Source organism: Cellvibrio japonicus Ueda107, from assembly GCF_000019225.1.
In the GTDB taxonomy this organism is placed as follows: Bacteria; Pseudomonadota; Gammaproteobacteria; order Pseudomonadales; family Cellvibrionaceae; genus Cellvibrio; species Cellvibrio japonicus.
Genome location: NC_010995.1, coordinates 3,122,415 through 3,136,861, shown reverse-complemented (window position 1 = coordinate 3,136,861; position 14,447 = coordinate 3,122,415). Strand labels below are relative to the sequence as shown.

Genomic DNA, 14,447 nt, shown 5'->3' with positions numbered 1-14,447 from the left:
ACCATGAGGGTAATCGACGGGTAACAGGCGGAAGCATCGTGCGTCATTATCTCCCGTGGGTTGCAGAGGCATGAGTTATACAGGGTAAAATGCCTCCCTTAATTGCAGGTAATCGGACATTTTATGCAGAACTTTAAGCGAGATTTCAAAATAGCTCCTTCGATCCTGTCGGCCGACTTTGCCCGTTTGGGAGAGGAGGTGAGTGCTGTACTCGCTGCCGGGGCCGATATCATCCATTTTGATGTGATGGATAATCACTATGTCCCCAACCTGACGTTTGGCCCCATGGTGTGCAAAGCCTTGCGCAATTACGGTATCACTGCACCTATTGATGTGCATTTGATGGTGGAGCCTGTCGATGATTTGATTGTGCAGTTTGCAGATGCAGGGGCTACCTATATTACTTTCCACCCTGAGGCATCCCGTCACCTGGATCGCTCCCTGCAATTGATCAAGGGCAAAGGCTGCAAAGCCGGCCTTGTGCTGAATCCTGCCAGTTCCCTTGAACAGATCAAATATGTGCTCGAAAAACTGGATATGTTGCTGCTGATGTCAGTTAACCCCGGTTTTGGCGGCCAGCAGTTTATTCCTTATGTGCTCGATAAATTGCGTGAAGCGAGGGCGTTGATTGATCGCTCTGGCCTGCCCATTCGCCTGGAAGTGGATGGCGGTGTCGGCTTAAGCAATATTCGCGCAGTTGCCGAGGCCGGCGCAGATACGTTTGTTGCAGGTTCCGCTATTTTTGGTGCTGAGGACTATGCACAGGTGATTCGCGAGATGCGTGCACAGCTCGCGTTAGTGTAGATCTTCTCCCTTTTTTCGTTTAATCCCTTTGCCGGCGTTACCGGCCAGGACTTTTTATGATCCGTATTACCGAGCTGTCGCTTTCGCTTGACCATTCCCCCGAGGCATTGCGCCAGGCCATAGTTGCCCGCCTGAAGATTCAGGATGCCGACCTGCTGGAATTTACTGTGTTTAAGCGCAGTTATGATGCGCGCAAGAAGAACAGTGAAATCACCTTTGTTTATATCATCGACCTGGTTGTGCGCGATGAGCAAAAAATCCTGCAGCGTTTTGCCCGCGACAATAATGTGCGTCCCGCGCCCGACACCCGGTATTACCCGGTAGCCCAGGCGCCGGACAATTTAACGGAGCGCCCGTTGGTGATTGGCTTTGGTCCCTGCGGTTTGTTTGCGGCACTTATCCTGGCGCAGATGGGGTTCAAACCTATCGTGCTTGAGCGTGGTAAGGATGTGCGTCGCCGCACCAAAGATACCTGGGCACTATGGCGTAACAAGGTACTGACACCGGAATCCAATGTGCAATTTGGTGAGGGTGGTGCCGGGTTGTTTTCCGACGGCAAACTCTACAGCCAAATCAAAGACCCCAGGTTTTATGGCCGCAAGGTGATGCACGAGTTCGTAAAGGCGGGGGCACCGGAAGAAATCCTCTATGTGAGTAAACCCCATATTGGGACCTTTCGCCTCACCGGGGTAGTATCCACCATGCGTGAGGAGATCAAGCGCCTGGGAGGCGAGGTCAGGTTTGAAAGCAAAGTCGTGGATTTTTTGTTGCGGGACGGTCGCATCCAGGGGGTAGAACTGGCAGATGGCCAGCAGATACACAGTCGCTATGTGATATTGGCGTTAGGCCACAGCTCGCGCGACACGTTTCGCACATTGCACCGGCGCGGGGTTTTTGTTGAGGCAAAACCCTTTGCCGTCGGTTTTCGTATTGAACATCCACAGTCGCAAATTGATGAGGCTCGCCTGGGCAAGTATGCAGGGCATCCGGAACTGGGGGCGGCAGATTATAAGCTGGTGTATCACGCTAAAAATGGCCGGGCGGTTTACAGCTTTTGTATGTGTCCCGGTGGGACGGTAGTTGCCGCCACCTCGGAGCCCCAGCGTGTTGTTACCAATGGTATGAGCCAGTATTCACGCAACGAGCGCAATGCCAACGCGGGTATTGTGGTGGGGATTCATCCCGAGCAGGATTTCCCCGGTGGCCCCCTGGCCGGCGTAGAGTTGCAAGAGCGGCTGGAGTCCAGGGCCTATGAATTGGGTGGCAGTGATTATTGTGCTCCCGGCCAGCTGGTGGGGGATTTTATCCGCGGGCGTCCTTCTGGTGAGTTTGGTGAAGTCGTGCCTTCCTACAAGCCCGGTGTGCGCCTGGGCGATTTGGCGCCTTCATTACCGGATTATGTGATTGAGGCCATTCGCGAGGCGCTGCCGGCCTTTGGTAAGCAAATTCGCGGTTTTGACCGCGAGGATGCTGTGCTTACCGGCATTGAAACCCGCACTTCATCCCCTGTGCGTATTACCCGCGATAACGAAACTTTCCAGAGCCTGAATACTCGCGGCCTGTATCCTGCGGGTGAAGGTGCTGGTTATGCGGGGGGAATCCTTTCTGCCGGTGTTGACGGCATCAAGGTTGCCGAAGCCTTGGCCAAGGCCATGCTGGCGGATTTGCAGGCGTAAACGGCAGGTGGCGATGAAACTCGACGACATCAAAAAACTCCACCAGAAAAAGTATCGCAACCAGTTTGGGCATTTTCTGGTAGAGGGCGAGCATCTGGTATTGGAGTTACAAAAGGCTGCGCAACTTTCACCAGCGTTGCTGCATAGCCAGTTGTTGGTGACCGATAAATACCAGCATTGGCAGAGCCCGTTTGAAACACGGGTAATCAGTGACAAGCAAATGGCGCAGATTGCTGATACGCAAACGCCACCGGGGATTGTGGCTGTCGCACCTGTTCCGGATATACCCGGGGCACTGGTGGATGGGGAGCGGGCAATTTACCTGCATGAGATACAGGACCCCGGCAACCTCGGCACCATCCTGCGGACGTTGGCCTGGTTTGGCGGTTTTCGTTGCCTGTTAAGTCCGGGATCGGTAGACCCCTATAACCCCAAGGTGGTGCGCTCCAGTATGGGGGCGATCTTCCATGTGCCTTTGGAACTGGATGTCTCCCTGGCGCACTTGGCAGAGCGTTTTGCCCGCATTGCCTGTCTCGACATGGACGGGGTTGCGGTTCGTAATGACGCCTTTGCAGGACACCGGTGTTATGTCTTTGGCAACGAGGCGCGCGGTGTACCGCGTGAACAGCTGCAAAATTTCGACCTGCACATGTTTAACATCCCCGGCAGTGGAGCCATAGAGTCATTGAACCTGGCAACAGCAGTCAATATTTGTGTGTATGAATTAATGCGCTAGTTGTGCCTGGGTACATCCGCTGTGAACTGCATCAGAGAGGCGATTTTCAGGGTAGGCATGGAAGCATTATTTGAGTACACTGGCTTCAACTGACTCTGGAGCTTTCCGTGTGAACCGCCCCCATTTCTGCACCGAGTATTCTGCATTGCACGTCGCCCGATGGCGTCGTTAATTCTTATTGCCAGACACAGGGCAACCCTGTGGCCGCTGGTCTCTCTGGTTTGCACTTGGGTCTGTTAAACAGGAGCCAGGTCAACTCCCCAAAAAATGAATAATAGCTGCGCGCTGCGCCTGTCCAATTGCATGGCGATACGGCGGCAGGTTCCAAAGGTAATGTCATGAATTACGATGCTTTTAGCCAATTGGCTGACCAAGGCTATAACCGTATTCCGGTCGTGCGTGAGGTATTGGCGGATCTGGATACCCCTTTGTCTTCCTACCTGAAACTGGCTTCCGGGCCCTATTCCTATTTGTTCGAATCAGTGCAGGGCGGCGAAAAGTGGGGGCGTTATTCGATGATTGGCCTCCCGGCCCGCACCGTATTAAAAGCCTTTGGTGAAGATATTGTGATTGAGCGCGATGGCAAGGTCATTGAGTCCCACCAGTGCGCCGACGCCCTGGCATTTGTAGAAGAGTTCAAGCAGCGTTACCGCGCACCTGAATTGCCTGGTTTGCCGCGGTTTACCGGTGGCTTAGTGGGATATTTTGCCTATGATTGCGCGCGCTATGTGGAGCCGCACCTTAAGGCCAGTGCCCCCAGGGATGTAATCGGCACACCGGATATCCTGCTCAGCGTATCTGATGAGGTACTGGTGTTCGATAACCTCGCCGGCAAACTGATCCTGGTGATCCATGCCAATCCCGAGGTGGAGAATGCCTTCGTTAAGGCCAATGCACGCCTGGATGAATTGGAGCAGCGCCTGCGCGGTGAAATGCCGGTAACATCCGGTTTAAGCCTGGGGACGGATGGTCATAGCGAGGCCCGTTTCCAGTCCCATGTCGGTGAGTCCAGCTTCCACAAGATGGTGGATCGTATCAAGGACTATGTATTGGCTGGCGATACTATGCAGGTGGTTATCTCGCAGCGCCTGTCGATTGATTTTCCCCAGGAGCCCATCAACCTGTATCGCGCGTTGCGCCACCTCAATCCATCGCCTTATATGTACTTCCTCGACCTGGGTGATCACCATGTCGTAGGTTCCAGCCCGGAAATCCTGGCGCGCCTGGAAGATGGCGAAGTGACTGTGCGCCCCATTGCCGGCACACGTCGTCGTGGTCGTACACCGGAGGAGGATCGTGCGCTGGAAGTCGAGTTGGTCAATGACCCGAAAGAGATTGCTGAGCATTTGATGCTGATTGACCTGGGACGCAACGATATTGGTCGCGTGGCCCAGGTGGGCAGTGTGACACTGACTGACAAAATGGTGGTGGAGCGCTACTCCCATGTGATGCATATCACCTCCAATGTCACCGGCCAGCTCAAGCCGGAACTCAAGGCGATGGATGTCTTGCGCGCTGCCCTTCCTGCGGGCACTTTGTCCGGTGCACCGAAAATCCGTGCGATGGAAATCATTGATGAACTGGAAACAGAAAAGCGCGGTATCTACGGTGGTGCGGTGGGGTATATCGCCTGGAATGGCAATATGGATACCGCCATTGCCATACGTACGGCCGTGATCAAAGACGGCAAGCTCTATGTTCAGGCCGGTGCCGGTGTGGTGGCTGATTCAGTTCCCGCACTGGAATGGAAAGAGACGATGAACAAAGCGCGCGCCATCTTTAAGGCGGTTGATATGGTGGGAGATGCACAATGATTCTGATGATTGATAACTATGACTCTTTCACCTACAACCTGGTGCAGTATTTGGGTGAGCTTAAAGCCGATGTCAAGGTCGTGCGTAACGATGAAATCAGCATTGCCGAAATTGCTGCGCTGGCACCGGAAAAAATTGTCATATCACCAGGCCCCTGCACGCCCAATGAGGCAGGGGTATCGGTAGAGGCGATTAAAACCTTTGCTGGAAAAATCCCGCTGCTGGGGGTGTGCCTTGGTCACCAGAGTATTGGCCAGGCATTTGGCGGCAAGGTTATTCGTGCACCCTATGTGATGCACGGTAAAACCTCAGCGGTGTATCACAATAATACCGGTGTGTTTCGCGGGTTGAACAATCCTTTTCAGGCTACGCGTTACCACTCGCTGGTTGTCGAAAAAGCAACCCTGCCTGAGTGCCTGGAGATTACTGCCTGGACCCAAAATGAGGATGGCAGTATGGGTGAAATCATGGGGGTAAAGCACAAAACCCTGGCCGTGGAGGGCGTACAATTTCATCCGGAGTCCATTTTGACTGAGCATGGCCATGATATGTTGCGCAATTTTCTGGAGGCCTACTAGGCCTCCAGGGTATTCGCGTCTAACCTGATTCCTATCCACAAACGGGACATATCTACAGCGCCCCCTCGGGGGAGAGTCCCAACACAATAAAAGGTATTGGCAATGGACATTAAACAAGCATTAAAAAAACTGGTAGCAAGTATCGACCTCAGTACTGAAGAGATGATTAGTGTGATGCGGATTGTCATGACGGGTGGCGCTACCCCGGCACAAATCGGTGGATTCCTGGTGGCCTTGCGCATGAAAGGGGAAACACTGGATGAGATTACCGGTGCAGCCATGGTTATGCGTGAGTTGGCGACGCCCGTTAACATTGATGTGGATTATTTGGTAGATACCTGTGGCACTGGTGGTGATGGCGCCAACCTGTTTAATCTTTCTACCGCCAGCGCGTTTGTGGTAGCCGCCGCCGGTGGGCGTGTGGCCAAGCATGGCAATCGCTCGGTATCCAGCTCTACCGGTAGTGCGGATGTACTGGAAGCTGCCGGCATCAAACTGGATATTACCGCGGAGCAGGTTGCCCGCTGCGTTAAAGAAATCGGGGTGGGCTTTATGTTTGCCCCCTCCCATCACAGCGCTATGAAGCATGCTATAGGTCCGCGCAGGGAACTGGGGATGCGAACTATTTTCAATATGCTTGGCCCATTGACCAATCCTGCCAATGTAAAGCGCCAGGTGATTGGTGTATTCAACGGTGAACTGTGCAAGCCCATGGCCGAGGTTCTGGGGCGCTTGGGCAGTGAGCATGTGATGGTTGTGCATGCGAAAGACGGCCTGGATGAAATCAGCCTGGCAACAGAGACCCAGGTCGCGGAATTGAAGGGCGGCGAGATTCGCGAGTACATCATCAAGCCGGAAGATTTTGGTATGCAGTCCAAGAGCCTGATTGGTTTGAGTGTCAGTAATGCAGAAGATTCGCTCTTGCTCATTCGCGATGCGCTGGGCAACCGCCGCGGCCAATATGCGGAAAAGGCAGCTGATATCATCGCCCTTAATGCCGGTGCGGCAATTTATGTGAGCGGTGTTGCCGGCAGTCTGTCCGATGGTGTGGAAATGGCGCGCGATGCGATAGGCAGCAGCCTGGCAGGTGAAAAAATCCGTGAGCTGGCTGCTTTCACCCAATATCTGCAATAGCGAACAACTTTTTGCAGGGTTTACAATTTTTACAGAATTTAAGGGCCAGTACATGAGTGAAACCCCCACCGTCCTGCGCAAGATTATCGCGCGCAAATGGGAAGAGATTGCCGAGCGCAAGGCGCGAGTCTCCCTGGCGCAGCTGGTGCAAGCCGCTGAAGTGCAGGCACCTGCGCGCGGTTTTGTACGCGCTATTGAACACAAGATTGCAGCGGGTAAAGCGGGCGTCATTGCGGAAATTAAAAAGGCATCACCCAGCAAGGGGGTGATGCGCGCGCATTTTGTTCCGGATGAATTGGCCCGCTCTTATGAGAAGGGGGGGGCTGCATGTTTGTCGGTATTAACCGATGTGGATTTCTTCCAGGGGGCGGATGCCTATTTGCAACAAGCTCGCGCTGCAGTGAGTTTGCCGGTTATTCGCAAGGATTTCCTGGTGGATGAATACCACATCTACGAGGCACGTGCCTTGGGCGCTGACTGCGTTTTGTTGATTGTAGCCGCGCTGGAACCTGCAAAATTGAAAGCGCTTAACAGCCTTGCCCTGGAGTTGGGGCTGGATGTGTTGGTGGAAGTGCACGATGAGCGCGAGCTGGATATTGCACTGGCGCTGCCGAATAAATTGATCGGCATTAATAACCGCAACCTCCACACATTTGAGGTAAGCCTGGAAACCACCTATCGATTGCTGGACAAGATTGGCAGCGAGCGCATTGTTGTCACTGAGAGCGGCATTCTGGCGCCGGCGGATGTACAGGCGATGCGCGATCGCCAGGTCAATGCCTTCCTGGTCGGCGAAGCCTTTATGCGCGCCGAGGATCCGGGGCAAGCCTTGGCTGCATTCTTTTCCTGATGAGACATTTATCTGTAAAAAAGCCCGCAATATGCGGGCTTTTTTGATTATGGAATTTTATGTAGTCTCTGTATTAACGGGTACCGTAGACCACCATGGTCTTGCCTTTTACCAGTACCAGCCCCTGATCTTCTAATGTTTTCAGTACACGGCCAACCATTTCGCGCGAGCAGCCGACAATGCGGCCGATTTCCTGGCGTGTGATTTTAATTTGCATGCCGTCGGGGTGGGTCATGGCATCGGGCTCTTTGCACAGTTCCAGCAGGGTGCGCGCAACACGTCCGGTGACATCCAGGAATGCCAGGTCGCCCACCTTACGGGTTGTTGCACGCAGACGGCGTGCCATTTGGCTGCCTAATGCAAACAAAAACTCCGGATGGGTTTCAGAAATTTCCTGGAATTTGGCGTAACTGATTTCCGCCACTTCACATTCTGATTTAGCGCGGACCCAGGCACTGCGGGAATCTTTTTCGTCGAACAGTCCCATTTCGCCAAAGAAATCGCCGTCATTGAGGTAGGCGACAATCATTTCGTGACCTTCATCGTCCTCAATTAACACAGTCACAGAGCCTTTGACGATGTAATAAAGCGAATCACTTTTGTCGCCAGCGTAGATGATCGTGCTCTTGGCGGGGTAGCGGCGACGGTGGCAATGAACAAGAAACTCTTCCACATTCTTAATGTGCGGTGTAAGCGAGACGGCTACCAAGGTATGGCTCCTAATCCTAAAGACGTTTTATATGATGAATTGGAATATAAAATTTATTATGACGATAAGGCAGTTTTGCTGCTAGCGAAACCGGTTTACAGGCAACAAAATTGTGAAGCAGTTATAAGCCTAGTCGTTTGAATTGTCTACCAAAAATCATGGTTTCTGTGAATGGTGTAGATTTATGTGACATTTTCGGTTTCATTGGCGCCTGTGCTACCCTAGCGCCCTTTTGCAATGCGCTATGAGCGATGAGGTCGTCTATGCAGGCAGTGGTTAAGTGGGTTGATGGTGCCCAGTTTTTGGGAGAGTCAGGCAGTGGGCACGCCGTGCTGATGGATGGACCACCAGACCATGGTGGTCGCAACACCGGTGTGCGTCCCATGGAGATGTTGTTGTTGGGCTTGGGAGGTTGTTCTTCGTTTGATGTGATGAGCATTCTGACCAAGGCGCGCCAACAAGTGACGGATTGTCGTTGCGAGTTGGAGGCCGAGCGTGCTGACGGTGTTCCATCTCCCTTCACCAAAATCCATATGAAATTTATTGTTACCGGCACAGCGCTGAAGGAAGCCCAGGTAAAACGCGCGGTGGAACTGTCGGCGACCAAGTATTGTTCGGCGTCGATCATGCTGGAAGCCGGTGGTGTGGAGATCACCCACAGTTACGAAATCCATTCCGCAGACTAATAAAGCCCCCATCCTTTTGGGATGGGGGTAAAGAGCCCCTGTGGGCTAACGGCAAATGTTGCCGATTAATCTGCTGATGTCCATTCAATCGCCTTGCGCATCGTCTCAACCATATGTGGATCTGAGAAATTTTCATCCACGTGGCCGATAGCGGTATAGAAGGCCCGCCCTGTACCTACCCGGTTGGTGAAGATAACCGGGTGATCCTCGACTGGATAGTTGGAGCTGTAACTTGAGCGATCCAGGTTGGCGAGCACCTCGACATTGCCAGCACCGCGCGGGTTTTGCGCCCAGAAGTACCATTCGTCCGCCAGGTACCACTCGCTGCCGATATGGCTTACCAGCGGATGGCTGGCCTGCTCGATCTCTACTCGTGCCCTGGGAATTCCATCGCCGTGATGGATAAACCGGGCACCGCCCAGCAGCGTGTTTATATACCAGCCCCAGTTGTGCTCGGTATCTGCTGCCGAGTGGGTTCCCACATAGCCGCCACCGCTTTCGATATAGGCTTGGAAAGCCGCTTTCTGCGCAGGGGTAAAAATATCGCCCGTAGTATTCATAAATACTACGGTGGTGTACTGCGCCAGGTTGGTTGCAGTGAACAGGCTGGCATCCTCAGAAGCGGTCACGCTATAACCGTGGGCCGCGCCTATGGCTTCCACCATGGCGATACCCGCCGGGATAGAACCGTGGCGGAAGCCGGAGGTTTTGGAGAAGACCAGCACCTGCGGGCAGTTGCTGTCACACAGCACCCGGAAATTGTGTAGGCGCGGCACACTGACTTCGAGACCATCGCTGTCGAGCAGGCTGACCCGCAATCTGTGCTCACCGGTAGGCAGGTTGCCCAGGTTCACTGCATCCAGGCTGTTGATACGCACGGCCGGGGCTCCGTCTAGGGAATAGTGATAGCTGCCGCCGTTGGCTATCCAACTGGCATCGGAGATATCTACCTGCAACTGCACGCCCTGGCTTTGTGGAATAACCTGGCCCGCCCCAGGTACGGTAATGCCAATCAGGGCGGGATTGGTGTCGGCGGCTATGCCGTAGGCATCAAACTCGTAGAGTGAATAGCCATAGCCTATGCCGCGCTCTGTGCCGCGCATGCGGATATAGCGTCCGCGCTGTCCATCCAGCGCCAGCTCTTCAATCCCGCCCCTGCCTGTCGTTGTCTGGTAAGCGGTCTGCCAGATGCTGCCATCCTCCGATACATCGATGGTGTAGGCCTTGCCGTAGGCCGCTTCCCAATGGAGCCGCACTTGGGTGAAGAGGACGCTCTGGCCCATGTCCAGGCGGATATATTGCGGATCGCTGTGCTCGCTTTCCCAGCGCGATGCCGGGTTGCCGTCGATAGCGTTAGCCGCGACATCGCCGCCCATATGGCTGGATGCCAGTGCTGCAATAGGTGCCAGTTTTGCCGGGCTGGGGGTATCGGGGTTGCTGCCCCCTGGCTGGCGGACACTGAAGGTGAGGGTATGAGTGCTGCCTACCGGTTGCCCCTGGACATTCAGCAGGGTCACCGCCAGTGTGTGATTGCCTGCTGGCAGCACACCCAGATTGACGGGATTGCCATGTGCCACAGTGATAGCGGCTCCACTGTTGAGTGAGTAGCGGTAGCCTCCGCCCCCGGAAAACCAGTTGCTATCACTGACCGAGATTTGTAGGGGGATATTGCTTTCCGCTGGAAACGCGTGCCCGTTCGTGGGGGACACTATGCCAAGCTGCGGTACGGGCGGCTCCCCTGTTCCGCCCGGGTTGCCGTAGACCTCAAACTCATACAGGGAATAGCCCCAAGGTGTGGCGCGGGTAATACCCGTCAGGCGGACATAGCGGCCCTGGCTGTTCACTGCCAGGTCATCGGTGCCGCCATTACCGGCGGTCGTGCGATAGATTTCGGTCCAACTGCTGGCATTGTCAGAAACCTCGATCACATAGGCACTGGCATGGGCCGCTTCCCACTCCAGGACAATCCGCTGGAGGGTGAGGATCTCACCCAGGTCGATCTGGATAAAATGATTGTCGCCATGTTCGCTGCCCCAGCGGCTATTACGGTCACCGTCTACAGCGTTGGCACCGATAAAGCCACCCTCTACGGCAGAGGTCGTTACCGACTTGTTGCGCGATAGCAGGACAGGTTCGGGCTCCGGTTGTGAACTGCCGCCGCCCCAGATTTCGAACTCCCATAAGGAATAGCCCCAGGGCGTGCCGCGCGCACTGCCTGTGAGCCGGATATAGCGGTAGGTACCGGACAGGCTATCAAAGGTTTCTAGGTTCCCGGTACCGGCGTTCTGCGTGACTATGTCGCTCCAGTCGGTGCCGTTGACAGAGCCCTGGATACGGTAGGCGCTGGCATACGCCGCTTCCCAATGCAGCCGGATGCTGCTGATAGGCTGTACAGAACCCAAATCGATCTGTATCCACTGGGGATCGGAAAAGTCGCTGCCCCAGCGCGTGGCCGGGTTGCCATCCACGGTGTTGGCTCCGACCAGATCATCCTGTACCGAGGACGTCGTTACCGGTTTGTTCAGCGATAGCAGGATGGGTTCGCCGGGATTGGTCGGCCCTGAAGGCAGGTTGTTGATCCACTGCTCCAGCACCTGGATATAGTGGGTATCTTCCAGGGCTCGTCCCAACGGGGGCATACGATCTGCCGGGTCGATGCTCTTGTCGCGGATATAGAGGATGGATTCGTGGGGATTGCCCGCCGTGACCACCTGGGCATTGGCAATGCCGTAATCATTGGCGTAATTGCGGATACCGGTGGTGGCCTGGTTGACGATGCGCATCAGGTTCAGCGGCGTGTTGAAGCGGGCGTCCCATTGCGAACCGCCGTTGCCTGTGCCGTGGCAGTGGGCGCAGTTGGTGTCGAGGTAGGATTTGACCCGCTGCTCCGGGGTGGCACTGAGGTCAGTGATGGCTACCGTGCGGTCAAAGCCGGCGACCTGGCTATTGCTAAAGCCGGGATTGAACCGGTCGAGGTTGTTCCAGTGCACCAGCTGGTTGAGGGAGCCCAGGCCGGGATACTGGACGTTGCCATTTAATTGGCGGGTGTTAACCCCCAGGATTTGGGCCGAATTGGCGTTATGGCATTCGATACATTCCGTGGGACTGGGGTAGGCCCAGGTTTGGATCCAGGTACTGCCGCTGGCATTGCGGATGCTGATATTTTCCTGTTCGCCTGTCGTCAGTAAATCCGCATCGCTGTTATCGGCGCGCCAGCGGTAGGTGACGCCATAGACCTTACCATCCGCTTTTACGACCAGGAGCCGGGTTTCCAGGCGTTTGGTCAGGGTGGGGTTGGCCTCGTCGATCGGCAGCTCAAAATGTTTTACAACCACAGTGCCTTCAGGGAAGGTCCAGTTGTCCCGCGCATGCCAACCGATGCGGGTGTCTTTGGGCAGGGATATCCAGCGCGCCTTGCCGGCGCGATCTGACCAGAGTGCGCTGTTGGGGCTGAAAGGCAGCAGATTGGCATTGGGCACCAGGTTCACTGTATCGCTGAATGCACCCGTTTGTGACAGTTGCCGGGGGACGCCGGTAAATTGGGGATCCAGGGTGCGTGGCATATTCAGGTAGGCGAATTCGGTCAGCTCCGGCGGTTCGCTATCGGTATTGCCGAATATTTCGAATTCATACAGGGAATGGCCCCAGGTGGTAGCGCGCTGTGTTCCTGTCAGGCGGATATAGCGGTATTTCCGCTCCGCCTCGATCAGGTGGATGCGCACCCCGCCATTGCCATCGTTTTCTTCTGCCAGCAATTCCCAGGTGACACCGTCTATAGAGCCTTCAATGACGTAATGGGAACTGTAGGCAGCTTCCCAGGTAATCCGGATAGCGGTAATCAGCGCTTCATCCTGCAACTGGATGGTCAGTGTCTGAGGATCGGCATGGGCACTCTCCCAGCGTGTCTCCGGGTTGCCATCAATCGCATTGGCAGCACTGTATGGCCCCATAGCCGAAGTCGCTGTTGCGGTAGCCCCTAGTGCCAGGTTGGTGCCGGTATCGCGGCCGCCGATATAGTCAAAGCGGTATAGCCCGCCATTGCCCAACGGCGCCTGGTCGCAGCAGCCTGAGCCCCATTGCAGCACATACAACTGGTGGGTGCGCGGGTCCAGTTCTGCATCAATGGCGCCCTGGACATTATGGCTATTGAGTGGCAGGTCCAGTGCGATGGGAGGGGTATTGCCCGCCGCTAAATCGATCGTGAAAAACCGGCTGCTATTGAAGTCCCAGAAAATCAGCTTGCCATCGTAGTAAGCGGGCAGCTTGAATTCGTTGTCGACCGCCGGATCGTAACGATAAACAGGGCCGGCCATGATGGCGCGGTGGAGGATGGTCCACAGCGCCGGCTTGGACGGCGGCAACTGGGTAGCACCGGTATTTAATGGGTGGTTATTGACCAGGTTGGCGGGGTCAAAACCGGCATAGGGCTGGTTGATACCCAGGACATAGGGCCAGCCGTAATTGCCTGCTTCACGGATCTCGTTGAGCTCATCCATCCCCATGGGGCCTTCAGCGCTGGCAGCGTTGGCATCGGGACCTATGTCACCCAGGTAGAGGTAGCCGGTCAGGGGATCATGGTTGATGCGGAAGGGATTGCGGAACCCCATGGCATAGATCTCGGGGCGATGCAGTGGTCCCGCCTGGAACAGGTTGCCAGGCGGAATGGTGTAACCACCCGTCGCTGTAGGGCGGATACGCAAGACCTTGCCGCGCAGGTCGTTGGTGTTACCCGAGGTGGCCTGGGCACCGGGAGCGAAATAACCGGAGGCAGCGGTATTGTCCCCGGTGGTAATGACCAGGTTGCCCTCGCGGTCGAACAGCATCGAGCCGCCCATATGGCCGTGGGCTTCAGCACCGGTCAGCCACTCCAGCAGGATAGACTCTGATGCCAGGTCCAGGGAGTTATCGGGGTTGACCTTGTAACGCGACACCCGTGTCCGGCTGCCGGGCGCAGTGTATTGGAAGTAGATATAACCGTTGCTGGTGAACTCCGGGTCCAGTGCCAGGCTCAGCAAGCCATCCTCGAACACACAGCGCACATTGGGCAGGGTGGATGTTTGCGTCGGGGTGCCGCCATCCAGTTGCCAGGCGTAAATAGCGCCGCATTTGCCGATGACAAACACCCGCCCATCGCGGGATATTTCAAATTCCATCGGCAGGTTCAGCCCCTCGGCGACTGCCACGCGCTGGAAGTCGCTGGCTGCAGGTGCCTGGGCCATGGTCGGGGCTATTGCAAACAGGGTGAGTAATAACAGAAATGTCAGCCATAGGGGTGCATTGCGGAAGAGAGAGCCATTTCCACAGGACGCACCAGTCGGCCCTTGCAGCATTATTTTCATTATGCTTCTCCGGGTGATTGGTTGGTAAGGCAATAGATTCGTGCATCGATTGGTTTGAGAATCGATGGGTTCGATGCGCTGGAGGCGCCTGTCAGGATGTATTGGCGTGTGCAATCTGTGT

10 protein-coding genes are annotated in these 14,447 nt (G+C 55.3%); 8 read left to right on the top strand and 2 right to left on the bottom strand.

Features of this window, described 5'->3' with window-relative positions; translation table 11 throughout:
- Positions 1 to 123: 123 nt before the first annotated feature.
- From rpe to trpC, 7 genes are all read left to right on the top strand, one after another.
- Complete coding sequence (gene rpe / locus CJA_RS12880) at positions 124 to 804, top strand: ribulose-phosphate 3-epimerase (RefSeq protein ID WP_041551521.1); 681 nt, start codon at positions 124 to 126, stop codon at positions 802 to 804.
- A 56-nt stretch (positions 805 to 860) separates the two neighbouring features.
- On the top strand, positions 861 to 2,480 hold the full coding sequence (locus tag CJA_RS12875; protein ID WP_012488260.1) for an NAD(P)/FAD-dependent oxidoreductase: 1,620 nt from the start codon (positions 861 to 863) through the stop codon (positions 2,478 to 2,480).
- A 13-nt stretch (positions 2,481 to 2,493) separates the two neighbouring features.
- The gene (locus tag CJA_RS12870; RefSeq protein ID WP_012488259.1) at positions 2,494 to 3,216 is read left to right on the top strand and encodes a TrmH family RNA methyltransferase; all 723 of its coding nucleotides are present in this window, start codon (positions 2,494 to 2,496) and stop codon (positions 3,214 to 3,216) included.
- A gap of 338 nt (positions 3,217 to 3,554) precedes the next feature.
- Positions 3,555 to 5,030, top strand: coding sequence for an anthranilate synthase component I (trpE, locus tag CJA_RS12865; RefSeq protein ID WP_041551520.1), 1,476 nt, complete (start codon positions 3,555 to 3,557; stop codon positions 5,028 to 5,030).
- Positions 5,027 to 5,608, top strand: a complete 582-nt coding sequence (locus CJA_RS12860) for an anthranilate synthase component II (RefSeq protein ID WP_012488257.1) — start codon at positions 5,027 to 5,029, stop codon at positions 5,606 to 5,608. The genes trpE and CJA_RS12860 overlap by 4 nt, the downstream gene beginning before the upstream one ends.
- A gap of 102 nt (positions 5,609 to 5,710) precedes the next feature.
- Positions 5,711 to 6,742: an anthranilate phosphoribosyltransferase gene (gene trpD, locus CJA_RS12855; protein WP_012488256.1), complete on the top strand. Its 1,032-nt coding sequence runs from the start codon at positions 5,711 to 5,713 to the stop codon at positions 6,740 to 6,742.
- 52 nt (positions 6,743 to 6,794) lie between these two features.
- Positions 6,795 to 7,592: an indole-3-glycerol phosphate synthase TrpC gene (gene trpC, locus CJA_RS12850; RefSeq protein ID WP_041552380.1), complete on the top strand. Its 798-nt coding sequence runs from the start codon at positions 6,795 to 6,797 to the stop codon at positions 7,590 to 7,592.
- Positions 7,593 to 7,665: 73 nt separating this feature from the next.
- Here trpC and crp read toward each other — a convergent pair whose 3' ends face one another.
- Positions 7,666 to 8,301 (bottom strand): cAMP-activated global transcriptional regulator CRP, encoded by a 636-nt coding sequence (crp, locus tag CJA_RS12845; RefSeq protein ID WP_041551519.1) that lies wholly within the window; start codon positions 8,299 to 8,301, stop codon positions 7,666 to 7,668.
- A gap of 263 nt (positions 8,302 to 8,564) precedes the next feature.
- Between crp and CJA_RS12840 the strand changes: the two genes are divergently transcribed.
- Positions 8,565 to 8,987: an OsmC family protein gene (locus CJA_RS12840; protein ID WP_012488253.1), complete on the top strand. Its 423-nt coding sequence runs from the start codon at positions 8,565 to 8,567 to the stop codon at positions 8,985 to 8,987.
- Positions 8,988 to 9,052: 65 nt separating this feature from the next.
- Here CJA_RS12840 and CJA_RS18705 read toward each other — a convergent pair whose 3' ends face one another.
- Positions 9,053 to 14,326 carry a discoidin domain-containing protein gene (locus tag CJA_RS18705; RefSeq protein WP_012488252.1) on the bottom strand — a complete coding sequence of 1,758 codons (5,274 nt, stop codon included), beginning with the start codon at positions 14,324 to 14,326 and terminating at the stop codon, positions 9,053 to 9,055.
- Between the last annotated feature and the right edge of the window lie 121 nt (positions 14,327 to 14,447).